The sequence below is a fragment of the Algoriphagus aestuariicola genome (genome assembly GCF_017254835.1).
In the GTDB taxonomy this organism is placed as follows: Bacteria; Bacteroidota; Bacteroidia; order Cytophagales; family Cyclobacteriaceae; genus Algoriphagus; species Algoriphagus aestuariicola.
The window spans coordinates 1,104,631-1,123,230 of the sequence record NZ_JAFKCW010000002.1 but is presented as its reverse complement, the minus strand read 5'-3'; the positions used below and the strand labels follow the sequence as shown (position 1 = coordinate 1,123,230).

Here is an 18,600-nt window from a genome sequence, read left to right as displayed (position 1 = left end):
TTCAGGCTAAATAAGGTAATTGAGCAATTGCCTCTTCCCAAGAAGCTACCGGGCGGCGACATGCTCTGTCAAAACAAATATAAATTAAGGCATTTCCCTCGGCGTCGGGCGTTTTTCCCTGAAGAAGGGGGACATTTTCTGTCAAGTTCTCAGACCAGGAAAGAACAGAGTTTGGGGTGTAGGCTTGCTGAAAGGCTTCCGCTTTGGACTTCGCGTTTGTTCCGACGATGGCGATTTCCGCGGAGGGAACCAGCGATTCGAGCAGGAAATGGGCCCAGTTGCTGAGAAAACCCGGATCGCGGAGAACCAAATCCTTCATGCCACCCAGCATCTTTTGCGCTATCTCCGAGTACTTCTCTTCATAGGTCAAAAGTGAAAGTCTATGGAGGTTTCGGGCCATGATCGAGTTGGAAGCGGGGATGACGTTGTCAAAAAGCTCCTTCTTATTGGCGATCAGTTTCTCTGCTTTGGGATTGTTGAAAAAGAAAAATCCGTCGCTTTCATCATAAAACTGATCCAAGCAGAAATCTGTCAAGTCCTTGGCAAAGTTCAGCCAGGATACGTCGCCACTCGCTTCGAAAGCCATTAATGCCGCGCGGATCACTGCAGCATAGTCTTCCAGAAATGCTGGGGTGTAGGCCTGGCCGTTTTTATAAGAGCGATGCAAAACGCCCGAAACGATCATCTTTTCCCGCACAAAGCCCAAGTTTTTCAAAGCCAGATCCAGCATGCGTTTTTCTCCTGTCGCATGGTAGGCCTGAATCAATCCTGCCGACATCAGTCCATTCCATCCCGCGAGAATTTTGTCGTCTTTTCCAGGGAAAATCCGCTGGTTTCTGACCTCAAGTAGCTTGGCTTTGACGGCGTTGAGCTTATCGACCAGCTCGTTTTCTTCGAGCTTGAATTGGGAGGTGATCTCTGCGTAGGATTCCGTCTGGAAGAGGATGTTGACGCCATCTTCCCAGTTTCCATTGGGTTTGAGATTGTAGAGTTTGCTGAGCCAAGGCAATTCGTCCGGCATCAAGGCCTGCAATTCGGCGTAGGTCCAGGTATAGAATTTTCCTTCCACTCCCTCGCTATCCGCGTCTTGAGCGGCGTGGAATCCTCCCTCTTCTTGGAGCATTTCGGCTTCCAGCCAGTTGACGGTTTCGGTGACTTTTTCCAGAAAAAACGCATCTCGGCTGACCTGATAGGCTTTTGCATAGAGCTCCAGCAGTTGGCCGTTGTCGTAGAGCATCTTTTCGAAGTGCGGCGCAAACCACTCTCCATCGACCGAATATCTCGCAAAGCCGCCTCGCAAATGGTCGTAAATGCCGCCCATTCCGATTTTTTTCAGGGTGAAGAAGACTTTTTCCTGCAAGTCTGGATTTTTGGAAAGCAGGGCATAATCGAGCACAAAGTCCCAAATCGTCGGCATAGGAAACTTAGGTGCCCGATTCATTCCTCCCCATTCAGGATCAAACTGGGAGGAAAGCTTGGTGATGATTTCCATGAGATCATCGGGATCGAATTCAGATGCATTGCCGGCAATGCCATATTTCTCGGTTTCCTTTCGGCTCAGGCTTCGCCCAAAGCTTTCGGCGCTTTCCGCCAACTGATCCTCGTGTTTTTCAAACGCGTTGGCAATGTTGGCCAGCAATTGTTTCCATTGCAGGTTGGGGAAATAGGTGCCGCCATAAAAAGGCTTTTGGTTGGGCATCAGGAAAACATTCAGCGGCCAACCGCCTTGGAGTCCCATAGCCTGCACCGCGTCCATGTAAATGTTGTCAATGTCCGGGCGCTCTTCCCGGTCAATTTTGATGCAGACAAAGTGTTCGTTCATCAATTCTGCAGTCACTTCGTCCTCAAAGCTTTCCCGCTCCATGACATGGCACCAATGACAAGCCGAATAGCCAATCGACACCAAAATCGGTTTGTTTTCAGTCTCGGCTTTTTGCAAGGCTTCCGGTCCCCAAGGAAACCAATCCACAGGGTTGTGTGCGTGCTGGAGTAGGTAGGGGCTTTGGCTTTGGATAAGACGATTGGACATGGATTTAAAAATTTGAAAATTGAAAGATTGGAAAATTGGGAGGGACGTAGATAGTTCTTTTGGCCAACTCCCCCTTTGGAAAAGGGGGCAGGGGGATTTAGTTATGAAGCTGCGACATGACGAGGTGGTCTGTCACCCTGAGCGTAGTCGAAGGGTGACCTCTTCGATCTCCCTAGAAAAATCAAATTGAGAGTTCAATCGTTCCAGCTTTTCCAAAAGGTTTCGAAGAAATTTGCGGTGGGCTTCGGTATCGGGATTGAAAGGCCGATGCGCAAGCTCCAGTCTGATTTTATTGATTTCACCGGCCAATTTTTTGGTTTCCTCAGTGAAATACGCTTGCTGCCATCTCTCCCAAATGTAATTTTCCGCCTCTTCACTCGGGTGGATCAAATCGGTTTTATAGAAGCGATAGTCCCTGAGTTCGTCCATCAATATTTCGTAGGCCGGGAAATAGTCTACCCGATCAAGGTCCTCCTGTAGATTTTGGCATAAAGCCCTGAGCATGCTTTTGCTGAGTTGGTTTTCCGCGACGCCGTCCTTCAGGTGTCGAACCGGGCTAACAGTCAGAATGATTCGGATAGCTGGATTGGCGAGGCGGATTGCCCGCAGGGTTTCGAGGACAGGCCTTTTCATTTCCTCGATGGACCAAAGCCTTTTGCGGAACTGGTTCTGCGGCACTTTGTGGCAGTTTGCAACCAAGGTTCCGTCTAGTAGTTCATAACCCCAAGCAGTGCCGAAAGTTAGGATGAGGTCCGTCCCGACTCGCGCTTGGGATTGTGTTTTGTCGGCTTCGTTTCTGAGCAATTGCATCAGATTTTCCAACGATTCGGCCCGAATATCCGAATGGGCAAGAAAGTGGTGAAAAAGCCCTTCTCGCTCTGTCAAAAGACGATCCTCAAACGACCGATCGAAAAAGGATCGGTTCAAAAGCTCAGAGATGGCCACAGGATGAAATACCGTCCCAAAAGGATTGACCAAAACGTCGAGCTTGGCATCGCCCATTCGCTGGCCGATGGTCTGGGCAAAGCAGGAGCCCATGCTGAGAATCATGCTTTGATGGGAAATCTTTTGCGGGGAGGGCGGAATCGGGAAGTCTATAGACCAGCGCATGGGATGAAGATAGCAATTATGCCTCTTTTGTCGCATTTGACAGGGTTTTTAAGACTGGAAAAAAAGGATTGGGATGATTGTCAGGAGGATGAAAAAATCTTTCGGGAGCCCTAGAAATTTTTCTTTCCAAGCCAGTAAATTGGCTTCGTTAAGCGGGTGTAGCTCAGTTGGTTGTCCGCCTAGGCGGATCCCAAGCTGAAGGTTCCCGATTTTTTTCGGGACAAGCTGTGAGTTCGAGACTCATTACCCGCTCTGAAGGACAGTCCATAGAAGGCTTGTCCTTTTTTATTTGGTTGAAAATGAGTTTTTTAAAAAAAATAAATTTCAACCTCTGTGATTTTTTTGAATGATACGAGACTAATAGTGCAAAATCCAATCCATGAGCCAAGAAGAAGAATTTGTAAACCTGATCCAACAAAATCAAGGCTTGCTTTACAAAATCGCTTCGATTTATACCCGGATTCCTGAGGAGCAGCAAGATCTCTTTCAGGAAATCGTATACCAGACCTGGAAGTCCTTTGGCAGTTATAAAAAAGCCGCCAAACCCAGTACTTGGCTCTATCGGGTGGGAATGAACACGGCCATTTCACACCTCAATCGATCCAAAAAAAGGATAACTGCAGTGTCTTTGGAAGGATGGGAATCGCTTCGATTGGAGGAGTACGATGCCGGATTGGAGGAAAGGGTTCAGTTACTGTATGCTGAGATCCGCAAACTTGGCCTGCTGGATCGTGGGATTGTTTTCCTATTTCTGGAAGATAAAAACTACGAAGAGATCGCGGAAATCGTCGGGATTACCGCCAGCAACGTGGGTACCCGACTGTCTAGAATCAAAGAAAAATTAAGAAAAGGCGTCAAAAATAACTAAGCCCCTGAGCCATGGAACTCGATGAAATGAAATCCCTCTGGGGCAGCCTAAGTGATGCCACAGAAAGAAAAGAAAAAATCAAAAAAGAAGAACTCATGAAATTGACCAAGAGAAATTATCAACGAAAGCTGGGTAAAATCTACCTGCCTGAGATTTTGGGTACCGTCATCACTTTCCTGTATGCAGGATTCTTTATCTCCCAGTTTGACAAATTGGAGTTTAAGGTGAACCAGATCCTCACCATTTTCAACACCAGCGCCATGATCTTGCTGCCGATTATCAGTTTGATTAGTCTGAATCGACTCAACCGATTGGATATCAGTGAGAATAGTCCAATGGAGTTGGTGGCTAAGTTCAAGAAGGACAAGGTGTTTTTTTGGAAGTTCCAGCGAATGAACATGCTGCTTTCTGGCTTTTTTGCCATCAGTATATTGCCGCCATTGGCAGAGTTGGTCGGAAAAAGAGACCTGATCCTAGAACCACAGTTTTGGATGGTATATGTACCCGTTGGATTGATTTGTGTTTATTTTTTCAGCAAAATCACCTTCAGGAAATACGAAAAATCGCTTGAGGAAGCGGAACAGTTGATAGAGGGGATAGACTAAAAAAAGGGAGCGTTAGCTTCCTTTTTTGATTTCATTCCATTGCCTAAGTACCTGCGTGTCCCCGAATCCATAGATTGGGAGCCTTTTTTGGAACTCGCGGAATACGCTGGAAAAGTCAGTCTCTCCCATTTCCTCCCGGATTTTCAGGAGGGTTTGGACAGGTTTGCCAGGAAAGTCTCCAATCGGCATCATGTCTCTCCATGATTCCACGGCCGGTTTCAGAAAAGGGAATCTCTCGATAAAGAGATTGGCGATTTTGAGCGCTTCAAAGACGTCATTGTTTTGGAAGTGTATCCACAAGTCTCCCAACACCGCACGCTCCCTTTGACTCAGTTTCTTGGCTTTTTTCTCATAGCTTTCGACTAGCTCCCTTTCGCTCAATGCTGAAAAATGGTAGGGCGAGTCGGGGTAGGGAAGTACAAGATTTACCACGGCAGGATGCGTTTTCAGGTAGTTGAATACAAACCAGAGATTAACCTGGCAGAAAAGATCTTCCTCAAACCAGCAAAAAATTTGGCTGTCTGCCGGAATGGCCTTGATTTTCAGAATCTCTTGGTAAGAATAGGTTTTGTAGTCGATCGAAGCGCCTTCGGGGTAATTTTGTTTGATAAAAGCTTCTCTCAGTTGCCAGAGCTCTTCACCCTCTTTGGGACTTACCGGGCCATCGACGAGACATTCCCTAAAAGAAATCCTTTCTCCTGGAATGCTTTTGGGAAACATGGACAAAAGCGCGTCGCCATTGAGAATATGATAGATCATGCGCTGTGGTATTTGGCTTTTGTCACGGCGTAGGATTTGGCGATGAGTTCGCGGAGGATGCCTTCGTTGAGATCGGAGAGCTTGTTGGCGTAGAGACAGGCGACGGCGCGCTTGTATTTCCCGAGGTTTTCGAGCAGTGGCTCAAAGTCCTGCTGCTCACAACTGAGCAGGTAGAGGGAAAGGGCTGTTTTTCGAGGGGAAAAGCCTACGATGGGCGCGTCTCCCTCGTGGCCGGTGGCATATTTGTAGTGATAGCTGCCAAAGCCTATGATGGACGGCCCCCACATGGTGGCTTCCTCGCCAGTGATCTCTTCCATCATTTTTTTCAGCGCAAAAGCATCTTCGCGTTTTTTTGGGCTTTCTACCGCGTTGATAAAATCGTCGACGGATACCTCGGTGGGTTTTGTTTTGTTTTCGGCCATGACTATTCTTGATAAAGTTCGATAGGCAAGCCGTCAGGATCGGAAAAGAATGTGAATTGTTTCCCCGTGTACTCATCCACCCTGATTGGCTCTGCCTGAATTCCTAATTTACTCAAATCTTCCGCCGCTTTCCCAATGTCTTTGACTGCAAAAGCCAAATGCCTCAGGCCGCAGGCTTCGGGTCGGGAAACTCTCGCTGGGGGATTGGGAAAAGAAAAGAGTTCGATCACATATTGCCCATTGAGTTCTAAGTCAAGCTTGTAAGAATCCCGCTCAGCGCGATAAACTTCCTGCAGGATTTTAAGTCCGAGGATTTCTGTATAAAAGTGCTTGGAACGCTCGTAGTCCGAGCAGATGATGGCGATATGGTGGATGGATGAAAGCATTTTTGGATTGTAAAATTGAACACTTCGGCAAGCTTAGAGCAAGGATTGGAAGATCGGAAAATTAGTCCACAGTCGACAGACGACAGTCCACCGCAATTCGACAGTCGACTTGGGTCTAGGGAAAGTTGGGAAAATGAATAGTGATCTATAACTTATTGAAAATGTGCTGTTATAGCCAGTTTTTATTTCTCCGAGTAAAGTAGTCCCCACTTTCCGATTTGAATTGTCTTTTTAAATGTTTGTCCAACTTGATATGGCCCTTGAACTTTTAAGTCAATTATTCTGTCAAGTTGTTGATCTTGAATTTTTATATAGTGCCTTGTCCCTCCTTTACTTGTCAAAGTATAGTAGTCAATAATTTTTGCATTCAGATTTACTGACCTACTATCACCAGTATACGCGTTGGTCAAAATTATCGTTGAAAGCGTTGTCCCAATAGAAATTCCCGTCATTCCTAATGTCAAAATGAATATTCTAAAAACTGTCCTTAATTGCGTCCAAATTTTTCTTTCGTACTCTTTCTTCTCGTGTTGTCGAATGAACCTTAAATAAATGAAGTAACAGCTTGGAGCCATAACGATTAGAATTGGTAAAGTAAAATACTTCATTGTCCAACCAACAGCAGTGTCAATCTCGATAAAGTCAAATGATGTAAACGAAAGAATTATTATCAACATACAAAGTCCGACTATGGTGTAGAAAACCGTCTGAAATTTTCGTGTTGTCATTGATTGCAGTGTTGTCCTAAAATTGGCTATAGCTACTCACTGAAAAACTTTTTTGTGCCGCTTCGACCAATTTTCCATTGGCCATGGACTATCGGCTATGGACTACCATCTACTTCATTAGGTGCTTCTCAAGGAAATCCGCCGTCAGCTGCCCTACCTGAACCATGTTTTTCCAGCGCATCCAGTGATGGGTATCGCCGGGGATCAGGACCGCCTCGTAGGGCATTCCAAGCTCTTCAAATCTTCGGATCAAATTGGTCGTCTGGCTTACTTCTACATTTCGATCATCATCGGAATGGATAAATAGCACCGGGCTTTTCCAGGTCCCCAGATCCGCAATTGGCGAGGACTTCCAGGCGATTTCTTTGGCCTTTTCATAATCCGGCGCAATTTCGTAACCTTCGGGCAAATCATATCGCCCATCCAAGTCGTGCACACCGTGAATATCCACGCCAACTTTGAATAGGTCAGAATCTCGAGCCAAGGCTAAAGCAGTCAGGTAGCCCCCATAGCTGCCCCCATAGACTCCGATCCTGTCAGCGTCGACTTGACTTAGCGAAGCCAAATATTCGCCTCCAGCTTTAATGTCTTGGTATTCGACCGCGCCTTGAAAATAGCCATTTGCAGGTCGGTGAAACTCGTAGCCATATCCGATTCCCAATCGGTAATTAACTGAAAGGACGACAAACCCAAGCTCAGCCAAGTACTGGTTGTAGGCATAGGTATTGGAATAATAATCCATGTAGCTCCAACCGAGCAACATCTGTCGCTGAGGTCCGCCATGGATGAAAACTACACCAGGCTTTTTGGCAGCTCCGCCTTCTTTTTCGAAAAGCTGACCGTAAACGGTTGTGCCATCCGGAGCTTTAAAGCTGACTTGCTTTGGAGTGACCAGATTGCTTTGAGGGAAATCAGATGGAATGGAGGATTCTTGGAGGAGTTTTGTTGCCGATCCGGACTTCACTGCCACCAAATGTGAACGCTGGGGCGTGGCTGAGAAAAAGGCGATTTTGTCTCCGCCACCCAAACCAACCGGATAGGCTTCGATTCCGTTGCCGGAAGTTTCCCAGGTCAATTTTTTGGTCTTTAGGTCTATTCTTCCAATGTGTCGTCTGTCGAGATCCTCTTCCTCTGGGCCGGTATTGGCGGAAAAGACCACATGGTTTCCATATTGGCTGAGCTTGATCTGCTCGACCATGTAATTTCCCGGTGTGAGGGATTGCAGGTTTTGGCTTGCCAAGTCCAGGGCAAAGAGATGCTGCCAGCCCTCATGGTAAGATTCGAATACGAGTTCTTTGGAATTGGGAAATGCGAAAAACCCATAGCGATAGGATCCTCGGAGTGTTTCGGGAGCTTTCCAGAACATTTTTCCTTCGCCTGATCTGACATCTGCAAGCCAGATTTCCCAAGGTACATGTCTGGGTTCCAACAGCGGAAATGCAGCTCCACTTCCTCCTTGGGTTTTAACAAAGGCAATTTGGCTGCCGTCAGGCGACCATTTGGGTTGGGAATAGCGGTGAAAGGATGGGGCGATCCAATGGATGGGAGTTTCTTGGTTTTCATAGATTCCCAGCAACTGATGCCCTCCTCGGCTTACGGTGAAAGCCAGTTTTTTTCCGTCAGGAGAAAACTCTAGGGAATTCACATTTCCTTTGACTTGAAAGAGTTGGGCAGGTTTTTCATTTCCTTCTAAATCAGCTTTCCATGCCTGTCCACCTTTGAGATAAAGGATTTGATTTTGTGGCCCGAGGGTAAAGTCGTCCCCTTCAACAAGGACTTCAGCTTTTTGGGTTGAGAGGTTGATTTTCCAGATTTCCACTTTGGGAAGTGTGGGCATGTTCAGCGCATTCACCGTGGAGGAGGCATTTCCGCCGCCATGGTCTCCGCCACGCACAAAGATCAGCCAATTGCCGTCTGCGGTGAACTTGAGGCTGCTGATTTCTTGTCCATCGTCTTGGTTGAACTTGGTCAGTTTGGTCGGTAGGAAATTTGGGCCATCGGCGAAGTAGACATTTCTTTTTCCCTGCTCATTCATCGCCCAAGCGATCTTTTCGCCGACTGGAGATGAAGTCAATTCCGAAGGAAAGCTGAATTTTCCAACCTGCTCCATCGTGAAGGATTGGGAAAAGAGCAGGATTGGTAAAAAAAGTAAGAGGGCAACCGGGATAAATCTTTTCATATCAATACTTGTCATGGATGAAGTACAAAACCTTTTGAAGTTCGGTTTTCAGGTCGTTGGACGGAATCGCGTAGTTGTTCATCATGCAAGAGAAATGCAGGATTTTACCGCTCTTGGTGAGCAGGTATCCACTTAGAGAGTTGGCCATGCTGAGGGAGCCGGTCTTGGCATAGATGTAGGGAGGCTGGCCGGGGTCGGCCGGGTACCAATTGCGGATGGTGCCGGACTCTCCCCCTGCTGGGAAGTAGGCCTTGATCTTTTCCAGCGGAACTTCTTGGCGGATTTTGCCCAGCAGAGCGATGATGGATCTCGGCGTAAACATGTTTTGGGCAGAAAGTCCAGAGCCGTCGACCCAGCGTGGCTCGTCCGGTAGGTCGTTTAGGAGGTTTTCTTTGGAATAAGAGATTGCCTCCGAGATGTCCAATTTGTTGGTCAGCTGATCCGAAACCAAAAACATCAGTTGCTCGGCCAAGAAATTGTCGCTGATCTTCATCATCTGGGCGTAGATGCTATCGGCTGGTGCAGAGAGGAGTTTTTTGGGTTCTTCCTCGAAATAACTTGGATTGGAAATCATCGTAATCGACTTTCCCGTTGCTTCCTCGAGTAGGATTTTCGTCAGCTCACGCGAGGTGATAAAGGGAATGTCGGATTCAAATTCGGAATCCTTCGCCTCGGTTTTGAACTGGTAGGGAAAGCGGTTTTTTTGATGTTTTCGGGTGAAAGAATAAGGCCTGGAACTCTCCGATTCGTCGTTTTCCATGGCCGATTTGAACCTTTCCGGGTAAACTGTAAAGTCGGTTTCCCCCTTTTCTTTTTCAAAACGGACAATGTCGCCATACACCGGAAGAGCGGATCGCTCGGCTGCATAGTAATAGGGATACCAATTCCATGACCAGCCCGGCCCGTAGGCATCCACTTGGTCGAAATTGTCCAGCAGAAAGAGTTTTTTGTTTGAAGCTTTGAGGAAGTCGATGGCTGTTTCATCTTTCAAATCTGGATGAAGCAAGCTTGGATCGCCCGTGCCCCAGAAGATTAGGGAATCGCCTTTTTCCAGATAGTTTAATCCATTGACCAAGCTGTCACCCAAAATGGAGTAGGCCGTGTAGAATGTGAAAATCTTCGTGTTGGAAGCGGGAATGAAATACTTGCCCGAGTTGATTTCAACCAAGGTTTTGCCCTTTTCAGGATCTTGGAGCATAAAGCCCAGATGGCCCTTGTCAAAGACATCTGATTTAGAAAGGGACTTGTTGATTTTGTGGACAGTGCAGGAACTGAGTGCAAGGAGGGTGGCGACTAGAATTCTTTTCATAACGGAAAATAAAAAAAGTCTCCCGCAAAAAAGCAGGAGACTTGATGAGAGGAGGGATTCTTTACTGATCCCACCAGATTCTGTCCAATAGCGTGACCTGGGGTACATTGTTGCCATTTCGGCTGACCTCACTGTCCGGATAGGCCAATCGTCTGATGAACTCCCCGTTTAGATTGGGGTTCAGATTTTCAGGCAGGGTCATGTCCTTGTAGGCATAGTCAAAACGACGGGCATCGTTCCATGTCTCGGGGTGGAGAAACATCGCGACGAATTTTTCCTTCATGACCAGATCCAAAGTCAATGCATCGGCGCCCACGCTCACGGATGGGTCGGCCAAATAAGCTGCTTTAGCAGCGTCTTCCACTTCGAGCATATCCATGTGAGCTTCGATCCCGGCAAGGTAAGCGGCATAAGCCCTTGCTTTGTCTGAAGCCAGAGCAGCTTCGGCTTCGATAAATTTCATCTCAGCATAAGTGGCAATCATAATTGGCGAAGTTTCGCTGGTATAGTATTGGCCGGGGATCAAGGTAGATCTGGCACCGGATTCAGGGGCATTTCCACGTCCAGCTCCGTTTACCGTGCCTACGAATTCACCCGTAGAGGTGGTGCCTACCATCAAAGGAAGTCTTGGATCGAATGCCGGATAAGAGGTTCCGTCCAGTGCCTGGATAAATTGTTCTGATATCCATCCTCCCAACAGCAAGCTGGCGTTGTTTATAGCTACTTGAGCCCAGGGATTAAAGGCTTCTTCGAAGAAAAAGACCTTGGCGTCATCGTCATTGGAAGAGAATCCGCCATCAAGCGCGGCCAACACTTCCGAGGCACTGTATCCCTGTTCATGAATCATAAATCGCGCCTTGAGCGAATGGGCAAATTTTGACCATTTCTCAATGTCTCCTGAGTAGATAAAGTCGTCACCGCCGATGGTAATGGTGCTTTCTTTTTGAAGGTTTGCGATACCCTGATCCAAGAGGTTCAAGATTTGGCCATAGAGCTGTTGATCGTCATCATAGGCCGGTGTCACGGTCTCGAATGTGAAGCTTTCAGAGAAAGGAACATCACCAAAGAAGTCTACGGTCATCCCCAGGTTAAGCGCCATGAGGATTTGAGCCACGCCCAGATAGTGGTTTGCACCAGACTCGGTAGACTTGTCCATGATCACGGTCAAATCAGTCATGACATTGTAGAAATTGAACCAGGTACCGCTGAAGTCCAGCGGATCCATGGTGTCAGAAGAGCTGGCGGGATTTGGTGAGGCCAGGTATTGGACATAATTACTGGTCGCACTGCCGGCCCGGTAGATATTGCGGGCGGTTTCCAGGGTGCTGTTGGTCAATAGCCCCGTGACGGGTGCGTCCTCGGGATTGTTGGGGTTTTCGTTGACGTCTAAAAATGATTCACAGGCTGAGGCCAATAGAACCACCAATGCGCCAATCACTACGGTAAGTTTATTTCTAAATTTCATCTTTTTGCGGTTTTAAAGGTTTATAGGCCAAGGTTTAAAGTCACGAAGTAGCTCTGTACACCGGGGAACCCAAGTCCCGTAAATCCGATTGCATTTCCTCCTGCTCCCGCGGAAAAGGATTCAGGATCAAATCCGTCCCATGGGGTGGAAAGAATGATGTTGTTGGCCGCCAGCGAGATCCTCGCCGTACGGAAGGGAGTCTTTTCCAGGGCGTTTGGCTGAAGACTGTAGGCGAGGGTGATGTTGCGCAGTTTTAGGAAGGAAGCATCTCCAACAAAGTTTTCTGACGTGGTTCTATGGTGATTTCTCCAATATCCTGCGCCATAATTCACGCCGTCTGGACCGACACCCTGACCCAACCACACTTCCTTGGTGTTTTGCGAGCCATCCGCCAGCACTCCCTCAAATACGCGTGTGTCATTTCTGGCAAGGGATGCGGTGCCTTTGCCGAATGCTGAGATGAAGTTTGCAAACTGGTTATACTGCTCCATTCCGGTGCGGAAGTCGATCAGGAAGGAGAATTCGAGCCCTTTGTAAGAGAAGTTGTTTCTCAGGCCGCCGAAGAATTTTGGCACCGCATTTCCCAGTACGAGCTGTGTTCCGGTACGTACGGGGAAGCCATTTGCGCCGATCAGCATCGGCAAGCTGCGGTCTAGGACATCGGATTCGGGATTGGCGCCTGGGCGGGTGTAGCTGCTGCCGTAGATGTTGCCGTAGGCTTGTCCCTCTTTCAGAATCATGGTCACCGTACTGCCCACATACCCAAATTGCGATCCCACCACGATTTGGTCAATGCCTTCGCGGATCTCTTTGATTTCGTTTTTGTTGGTCGTGAGATTCGCTGTCACATCCCAGCGGAAATCGCCTTTCTCGATAGGCGTGCCTCCAAAAACAATTTCCCAGCCGCGGTTTTCGATTTCACCCGCATTAGTGATGTAAGAGGAAAAGCCCGTGGCGTCGGAGATAGGTACGGGAATGATCTGGTCTTTGGCGTTGGACTTATAGTAAGTGACATCCAAGTTGAGGCGATTGTTGAAAAAGGCCAACTGGGTGCCAAATTCCAAAGACTGCGTAGTCTCCGGCTTAAGATTTGGATCTCCAAAGGTGGAATTTCTGGAGAAGCCCACCTGTCCGTCCAGCGGGTAGCCGTCAGGTGACACAAAGGTAGCTCCGAGGATGTGCGGGCTTGTATCCTTGCCTACTTCCGCGACCGAGGCCCTTATTTTTCCAAACGTCCACCAGTTCGGAAGGCTGAAGTTTTCGCTGAAGACATAGCCAACGTTAACGGAGGGGTAAAAGAAGGAATTGTTGTCTTTGGGAAGAGTGGAGGAGATGTCGTTTCTTCCCGTTACGTTGATGAATAGGAAGTTCTTGTAGTCGACCATCAAATCTCCATAGAAGCCGACCAGTCGGCGTATGCTTTTAGCTTGGGAGCCAAAGACCTGTGTGGTGTTTCCGATGTTATAAAATCCCGGGATCACGAAGTTGTTCCCAGAGAGTGTGATTATGTCGTACTTTCTCTCGAAGATGTCATTGCCGAGTCGAAGCTGTGTGTTCCAGTTTTCGTTCCATTGCTTTTTCAGCGTGATATAGAAGTTGGAGGTGAGGTCTCGGCTGTTGATTTTGGACTCTTCAATCGAACCTGTGCTACTCAGTGGCACTTCCCCGTCTATGCCCATCGGGCCAGGGGTGATGGCCTCGCGAGAGTCGGAATAGGTGTCCATTCCCAGACGATAGGAGAGGGTGATCCAGTCGGCGGGACTGTAGTTGAAGTTCAGGTTACCGATGATACGATTGACATCGTCCTTGTAAGTGGAAAAACGGGCATCGTAAATGGGGTTGGTGTTTGTGCCCACCGAATTCATCGTTCCGTCTGGATTGATGTAATCTCTCACATCGGCTGTCTCAGACCAGTACATCATCCGCTCCAAAAAGCGATCGTGTGGAACACGATTACCTCCCGAATTGGTGTAATTCATAGAGGCAGTGAAGTTGAATTTTTCGCTGGCAGTGATGGTTCCGGAGAGTTTGGCGCTGGTTCTGTCCCATGTCGAGAAGGGGATAATACCATTTTGGTCAAGTCTGCCAAAGGAACCGTAGAATGTCGCTTTTTCGTTGCCGCCCGACACGCTCAAGCTGTTGTCAAACTGGATACCCGTATCAAATGCATCGTTCCAGTTGTCTTGGTAGACATAGTTCGGGTCGTTTTCTTCCGCGATATTGGCGCCCCATGCCGGCCAAAAGCTATTGTCGTCACGCACGCCTGAGAAGCCTTGTCCGTATTGGTCTTGCAGCTCTGGCATCTTTGCAAGCTTATCAAAACCCAAGGAAGTGTTGAAGTCCACTCGGATCTCTCCTGCTTTGCCTTTTTTGGTAGTAATGATAACGGCACCGTTGGCCGCGCGAACACCGTAAAGGGCGGTTGCGGCGGCACCTTTCAGTACGGACATGGACTCTACATCATTTGGGTTGATGTCAGCAATCCGGTTGGACATACCGCGGGGAGTGCCGGATGATTCTACCGTAGAGTTGTCCACCGGCACGCCATCCACGACGAAAAGGGGCTGGTTGTCTGCGGAAGGATCCAGAGAGTTGATACCCCTGATGATGATCCGCGCCGACTGTCCTGGAGCGCCTCCGGAATTGGTCACCTGCACACCGGCTACCTGTCCCTGAAGGGAATTGACCACATTGGGCTGTCGTGTTTTGGTGATTTCTGCGGCGTCGATGTTTTGAGCGGCATAGCCTAGGGATTTCTTTTCTTGGGAAATGCCAAAAGCCGTGACAATTACCTCGTCAAGCTGCGATGTTTCGGTTGCGAGCGCGATGTTGATTGTGGTAGAGTTGCCTACAGTTTGGGTTTTGTTTTGATATCCGATAAACGAGAAAATCAAAACTGCATCAGGGCCTGGGACGGAGATGGAATAGTTGCCATCGACGTCGGACACTGTTCCAGTGCTCGTTCCTTGGATCAAAATGCTGACCCCCGGCAGTGGGAGTCCATCTTCTGAGGAGGTCACTTTTCCGCGGACTTGTTGTTGGGCCATTGCGGGAAAGGCCAACAAAAAGACCATCAGAAAAAGCATGGTAAAGTAGCTTTTCATCATAGTAATAGTTGTTTAGTAAGAAATTAATCAATTGAAGCGTCACTGTCGTTTTAAGTCCACAACAAGGACCACACTCATGTAGAAAGTGCAGCTAGATACAGAAACAAGATTCCCCTTTGCGAAGGCAAAAAGGGAAAGGTTGGCTGGAGTTTTTCTCCGGGTTCATTGGTTGACAGTTTTCAATTTAAGCCAATAATGAATTATATTCAAAAAAATCTAGGGATTATCCATTTATAGATTCTTAATTTCTTAATTGCCAGCGCTTTTTGTTAGGAGCTACTGCTGATAGCCTGGCGAAAGAATGTTTATGTTTTCCAACAAAAAAGCCGCCCTTGTTGAAGGACGGCTTTGTATTGCTTGATGAAGGTGAGACTAATTTTTTACGATCGTCTCTGTGACTGTTTCGGTCTTTTTTCCGTCGATAATTTTCACTTCTTTCTTGATCTCGACTTTTTGTGCCATCGCATCTGCACCATGTGTTCCCTCGGAGATGTGAGGTGCAATGACCAAAGCGACGATAGACATCAGTTTGATCAGAATGTTCATTGATGGACCAGAGGTGTCTTTGAAAGGATCGCCGACGGTGTCTCCCGTTACAGAAGCTTTATGGGGTTCAGATTTTTTGTAATAGATCTCGCCATTGATCTCAACTCCTTTTTCAAAAGATTTCTTGGCGTTGTCCCAAGCTCCGCCAGCATTGGACTGGAACATTCCCATCAACACTCCGGAGACTGTAACGCCGGCCAATAGACCTCCCAGCACTTCCGGTCCAAAAGCGAATCCTATGATAATTGGAGTGATCAGGGCAATTGCACCTGGAGCGATCATTTCTCTGATCGAAGCTTTGGTGGAGATTTCCACGCATTTCTCGTATTCCGGTTTGGCTTTGTATTCCATGATTCCCGGAATTTCCCGGAATTGGCGTCTTACCTCGTTCACCATATCCATCGCTGCACGGCCTACCGCCGCAATCGCTAAGGAAGAGAAGATGAACGGAATCATTCCGCCCACAAACAGGCCCGCCAATACGTCTGCTTTGTAAATGTCGATCGCTGAAATTCCCGATATTCCGACGAATGCCGCAAACAAAGCCAAAGAAGTCAATGCTGCAGAAGCAATGGCGAAGCCTTTTCCAGTTGCAGCAGTAGTATTGCCCACCGCATCAAGGATGTCGGTTCTGCCTCTGACTTCCTCAGGAAGCTGGCTCATTTCCGCTATACCGCCGGCGTTGTCGGCAATCGGTCCAAATGCGTCAATTGCAAGCTGCATGGCAGTAGTTGCCATCATGCCCGCCGCAGCAATGGCAACTCCGTAAAGACCTGCGAATTCATAAGCTCCATAGATCCCGCCTGCCAACACCAAGATTGGCAACACGGTGGATTCCATCCCAACGGATAGCCCACCAATGATGTTGGTAGCATGTCCTGTAGCAGATTGTTTGACAATCGACATCACGGGGCGTTTGCCCATTGCTGTGTAGTATTCTGTGATGATGGACATCAAAGTTCCTACAACCAAACCAAGGATGATCGCATAGAATACATCCATGCTCGTGAATTCGTAGCCTCTTATTGAAAGCGTTTCAGGCAACATGTGTTTTACGACGAAAAACGACGCAATTCCGGTGAAAATGATCGAGGACCAGTTTCCCATATTCAGGGCTTTTTGAACATCACCCTTATCATCTTTAACAGTCACGAAAGCCATTCCCATTATGGAGAATACAATTCCCAAACCCGCCAATACCATCGGGAGCAAAATCGGGGCGATGCCACCAAAGGCATCTTCGGATATGATTTCCTGGCCCAATACCATGGTTGCTAGGATAGTGGCTACATAGGATCCAAACAAATCGGCGCCCATACCTGCTACGTCACCCACGTTGTCGCCTACGTTGTCGGCGATGGTGGCTGGGTTTCTGACATCATCCTCTGGAATTCCTGCTTCTACTTTACCAACTAAATCAGCACCAACGTCCGCAGCCTTTGTATAGATACCTCCACCGACACGGGCGAAAAGCGCAATGGATTCTGCACCAAGGGAAAAACCTGCTAATACTTCAAGGGCAGTTTCCATTTCGATTCCGTTAACTCCGGCTCCGGCGCTTAAAACATAATATTGATAGAACACGATGAACAGTGAACCAAGCCCCAAAACAGCCAGACCAGCGACGCCTAACCCCATGACAGATCCGCCGGTGAAGGATACTTTAAGCGCTTGCTTGAGACTGGTACGCGCCGCTTGGGTGGTTCGGACGTTGGCTTTAGTGGCGATTTTCATTCCGATATAGCCAGCCAAGGCTGACAAAAACGCGCCAATCAAAAAGGAAATGGCAATGACAGGACTTGAGGTCTCTACCAAAGTGCCAGACCATGCCAGCAGGATACCGGCAATGATGGCAAAATAAGAAAGAACCTTCCATTCGGCTTTTAGAAATGCCATAGCCCCATCGGCGATATAGCCCGATAGCTCTACCATGTTTTTGTCTCCTGTGTCCTGTTTAGTGACCCAGGCAGATTTGACTGCCATTACCAGCAGGCCGATTAGTCCCAAAGCAGGGACTAAGTAAATCAGCGCTTGTTCCATAATTTATTCGGATTCTAATAAGGTTTACTGTTAATTAATTGGGCAAATATAGAATTTATACCCAATGCACCAAGCTGGATAAAAATCACTTTGGCCGATCCCAAAAACTCGGGCACTTTGAATGTGTGGACCGATTTTATCGATCTTTGTGGATGGGTTTTGGTCAAATGGGAGTTTTGTGCGAGTATTATCAATTCCTTTTTTCCAATCAATCACCAGCTCGCTTCGCAAAATGCTGGCTAATAAGGGATGAGGATTTGTTTTTATGAAACCACTGTTTGTAGCAAACCAAAATCTTTAGTCAATGGATATCTCAAAGGATGATTTTTTGTCAACGGATTCTTCTGTCTGGAAGGACTCCCCCACACTTTTGGCATTGTGGTTTGATGGGCACGGGGACTGGACATCGGCGCACGCCCAGGTAGATCATTTGCAGGGGAAGGCGGCGGCAAGAATACACGCCTACCTTCACAGGAAAGAAGGGGATCAATGGAATGCCGATTACTGGTATTCCAAATCGGGAGATAAACGTCCCCAGCTGAGTCTCGATGAGGAATGGGAGGTTTTGGTCGAAAGGTTTTTGTCCAAATGAAGTCAAGGATTTTTAACTAATCCAGTTGGTGAAAAGCTCTGGATATACTTAAAAAATACCCTATATAGGGTATTTTTTAGGAGGTTGTTGCGGGGTATTTTTGGGTAGATTAATTCACCAGAAATGAAATTCTTTTACCTCTCATCTACAGCAAACGCCAGCGGCAACTATGAAGTCCACGAAAAGGAGTGCGAGTTTATCCCGGGATCTCTGGACCGCGATTATCTGGGGCCTTTCAACAACGGACGCGAAGCCTTGCGAAAAGCGGTATCTCTGAACCCCCAGTCCGTTTGTTGCGAATCCTGCTGCAAATCGCCAGTTAAGGCCATTTTTAGAACCGCGCCGGGTAAAGAATAACCTCCAACTTTTGGAAACTGATTTGCCTGAAAATCAGACGGCTTTGACTTAGGCTAGGAAAATCGAACTCAAAGTCTTTTTTTAATTCTTGAAAATTG

General features: G+C 47.6%; 14 protein-coding genes and 1 tRNA gene. 5 read left to right on the top strand and 10 right to left on the bottom strand.

Annotated elements, in window-relative coordinates; translation table 11 throughout:
• Position 1: 1 nt before the first annotated feature.
• Both J0A67_RS11910 and J0A67_RS11905 read right to left on the bottom strand, forming a co-directional pair.
• Complete coding sequence (locus J0A67_RS11910) at positions 2-2,029, bottom strand: thioredoxin domain-containing protein (RefSeq protein WP_206569548.1); 2,028 nt, start codon at positions 2,027-2,029, stop codon at positions 2-4.
• Positions 2,030-2,161: 132 nt separating this feature from the next.
• Positions 2,162-3,175, bottom strand: a complete 1,014-nt coding sequence (locus J0A67_RS11905) for a GSCFA domain-containing protein (RefSeq protein WP_206569547.1) — start codon at positions 3,173-3,175, stop codon at positions 2,162-2,164.
• A 116-nt stretch (positions 3,176-3,291) separates the two neighbouring features.
• Between J0A67_RS11905 and J0A67_RS11900 the strand changes: the two genes are divergently transcribed.
• The 3 genes from J0A67_RS11900 (at position 3,292) to J0A67_RS11890 (ending at position 4,612) form a co-directional block, all read left to right on the top strand.
• Positions 3,292-3,391 (top strand) — tRNA-Gly (locus tag J0A67_RS11900).
• A 127-nt stretch (positions 3,392-3,518) separates the two neighbouring features.
• A complete protein-coding gene (locus J0A67_RS11895; RefSeq protein WP_206569546.1) occupies positions 3,519-4,007 on the top strand; it encodes an RNA polymerase sigma factor in 489 nt (162 codons plus the stop codon).
• A gap of 11 nt (positions 4,008-4,018) precedes the next feature.
• Positions 4,019-4,612 (top strand): hypothetical protein, encoded by a 594-nt coding sequence (locus J0A67_RS11890; protein WP_206569545.1) that lies wholly within the window; start codon positions 4,019-4,021, stop codon positions 4,610-4,612.
• Positions 4,613-4,624: 12 nt separating this feature from the next.
• Here the strand turns inward: J0A67_RS11890 and J0A67_RS11885 are convergent, their stop codons facing one another.
• The 8 genes from J0A67_RS11885 to J0A67_RS11850 form a co-directional block, all read right to left on the bottom strand.
• Positions 4,625-5,371, bottom strand: coding sequence for a DUF1835 domain-containing protein (locus J0A67_RS11885; RefSeq protein ID WP_206569544.1), 747 nt, complete (start codon positions 5,369-5,371; stop codon positions 4,625-4,627).
• The gene (locus J0A67_RS11880; protein ID WP_206569543.1) at positions 5,368-5,793 is read right to left on the bottom strand and encodes a DUF1801 domain-containing protein; all 426 of its coding nucleotides are present in this window, start codon (positions 5,791-5,793) and stop codon (positions 5,368-5,370) included. The genes J0A67_RS11885 and J0A67_RS11880 overlap by 4 nt, the downstream gene beginning before the upstream one ends.
• 2 nt (positions 5,794-5,795) lie before the next feature.
• Positions 5,796-6,179 carry an SMU1112c/YaeR family gloxylase I-like metalloprotein gene (gloA2, locus tag J0A67_RS11875; RefSeq protein ID WP_206569542.1) on the bottom strand — a complete coding sequence of 128 codons (384 nt, stop codon included), beginning with the start codon at positions 6,177-6,179 and terminating at the stop codon, positions 5,796-5,798.
• A gap of 837 nt (positions 6,180-7,016) precedes the next feature.
• A complete protein-coding gene (locus tag J0A67_RS11870; protein ID WP_206569541.1) occupies positions 7,017-9,086 on the bottom strand; it encodes a prolyl oligopeptidase family serine peptidase in 2,070 nt (689 codons plus the stop codon).
• 1 nt (position 9,087) lies between these two features.
• Positions 9,088-10,395 carry a D-alanyl-D-alanine carboxypeptidase gene (locus J0A67_RS11865; protein ID WP_206569540.1) on the bottom strand — a complete coding sequence of 436 codons (1,308 nt, stop codon included), beginning with the start codon at positions 10,393-10,395 and terminating at the stop codon, positions 9,088-9,090.
• A 61-nt stretch (positions 10,396-10,456) separates the two neighbouring features.
• Positions 10,457-11,860 (bottom strand): SusD/RagB family nutrient-binding outer membrane lipoprotein, encoded by a 1,404-nt coding sequence (locus J0A67_RS11860; protein ID WP_206569539.1) that lies wholly within the window; start codon positions 11,858-11,860, stop codon positions 10,457-10,459.
• A 20-nt stretch (positions 11,861-11,880) separates the two neighbouring features.
• The gene (locus tag J0A67_RS11855) at positions 11,881-14,967 is read right to left on the bottom strand and encodes a SusC/RagA family TonB-linked outer membrane protein (RefSeq protein ID WP_206569538.1); all 3,087 of its coding nucleotides are present in this window, start codon (positions 14,965-14,967) and stop codon (positions 11,881-11,883) included.
• A 372-nt stretch (positions 14,968-15,339) separates the two neighbouring features.
• Positions 15,340-17,553, bottom strand: coding sequence for a sodium-translocating pyrophosphatase (locus J0A67_RS11850; RefSeq protein WP_206569537.1), 2,214 nt, complete (start codon positions 17,551-17,553; stop codon positions 15,340-15,342).
• A gap of 304 nt (positions 17,554-17,857) precedes the next feature.
• Between J0A67_RS11850 and J0A67_RS11845 the strand changes: the two genes are divergently transcribed.
• Positions 17,858-18,145: a hypothetical protein gene (locus tag J0A67_RS11845; protein ID WP_206569536.1), complete on the top strand. Its 288-nt coding sequence runs from the start codon at positions 17,858-17,860 to the stop codon at positions 18,143-18,145.
• A 123-nt stretch (positions 18,146-18,268) separates the two neighbouring features.
• Positions 18,269-18,502, top strand: coding sequence for a hypothetical protein (locus J0A67_RS11840; RefSeq protein WP_206569535.1), 234 nt, complete (start codon positions 18,269-18,271; stop codon positions 18,500-18,502).
• Positions 18,503-18,600 lie beyond the last annotated feature (98 nt).

Bases quoted from the DNA above. Each gene is read 5' to 3' on its own strand.
- gloA2 (WP_206569542.1), bottom strand. From the start codon at position 6,179: ATGCTTTCATCCATCCACCATATCGCCATCATCTGCTCGGACTACGAG.
- J0A67_RS11870 (WP_206569541.1), bottom strand. From the start codon at position 9,086: ATGAAAAGATTTATCCCGGTTGCCCTCTTACTTTTTTTACCAATCCTG.
- J0A67_RS11850 (WP_206569537.1), bottom strand. From the start codon at position 17,553: ATGGAACAAGCGCTGATTTACTTAGTCCCTGCTTTGGGACTAATCGGC.
- J0A67_RS11845 (WP_206569536.1), top strand. From the start codon at position 17,858: ATGGATATCTCAAAGGATGATTTTTTGTCAACGGATTCTTCTGTCTGG.
- J0A67_RS11865 (WP_206569540.1), bottom strand. From the start codon at position 10,395: ATGAAAAGAATTCTAGTCGCCACCCTCCTTGCACTCAGTTCCTGCACT.
- J0A67_RS11885 (WP_206569544.1), bottom strand. From the start codon at position 5,371: ATGATCTATCATATTCTCAATGGCGACGCGCTTTTGTCCATGTTTCCC.
- J0A67_RS11905 (WP_206569547.1), bottom strand. From the start codon at position 3,175: ATGCGACAAAAGAGGCATAATTGCTATCTTCATCCCATGCGCTGGTCT.
- J0A67_RS11890 (WP_206569545.1), top strand. From the start codon at position 4,019: ATGGAACTCGATGAAATGAAATCCCTCTGGGGCAGCCTAAGTGATGCC.
- J0A67_RS11880 (WP_206569543.1), bottom strand. From the start codon at position 5,793: ATGGCCGAAAACAAAACAAAACCCACCGAGGTATCCGTCGACGATTTT.
- J0A67_RS11895 (WP_206569546.1), top strand. From the start codon at position 3,519: ATGAGCCAAGAAGAAGAATTTGTAAACCTGATCCAACAAAATCAAGGC.
- J0A67_RS11910 (WP_206569548.1), bottom strand. From the start codon at position 2,029: ATGTCCAATCGTCTTATCCAAAGCCAAAGCCCCTACCTACTCCAGCAC.
- J0A67_RS11840 (WP_206569535.1), top strand. From the start codon at position 18,269: ATGAAATTCTTTTACCTCTCATCTACAGCAAACGCCAGCGGCAACTAT.
- J0A67_RS11860 (WP_206569539.1), bottom strand. From the start codon at position 11,860: ATGAAATTTAGAAATAAACTTACCGTAGTGATTGGCGCATTGGTGGTT.
- J0A67_RS11855 (WP_206569538.1), bottom strand. From the start codon at position 14,967: ATGATGAAAAGCTACTTTACCATGCTTTTTCTGATGGTCTTTTTGTTG.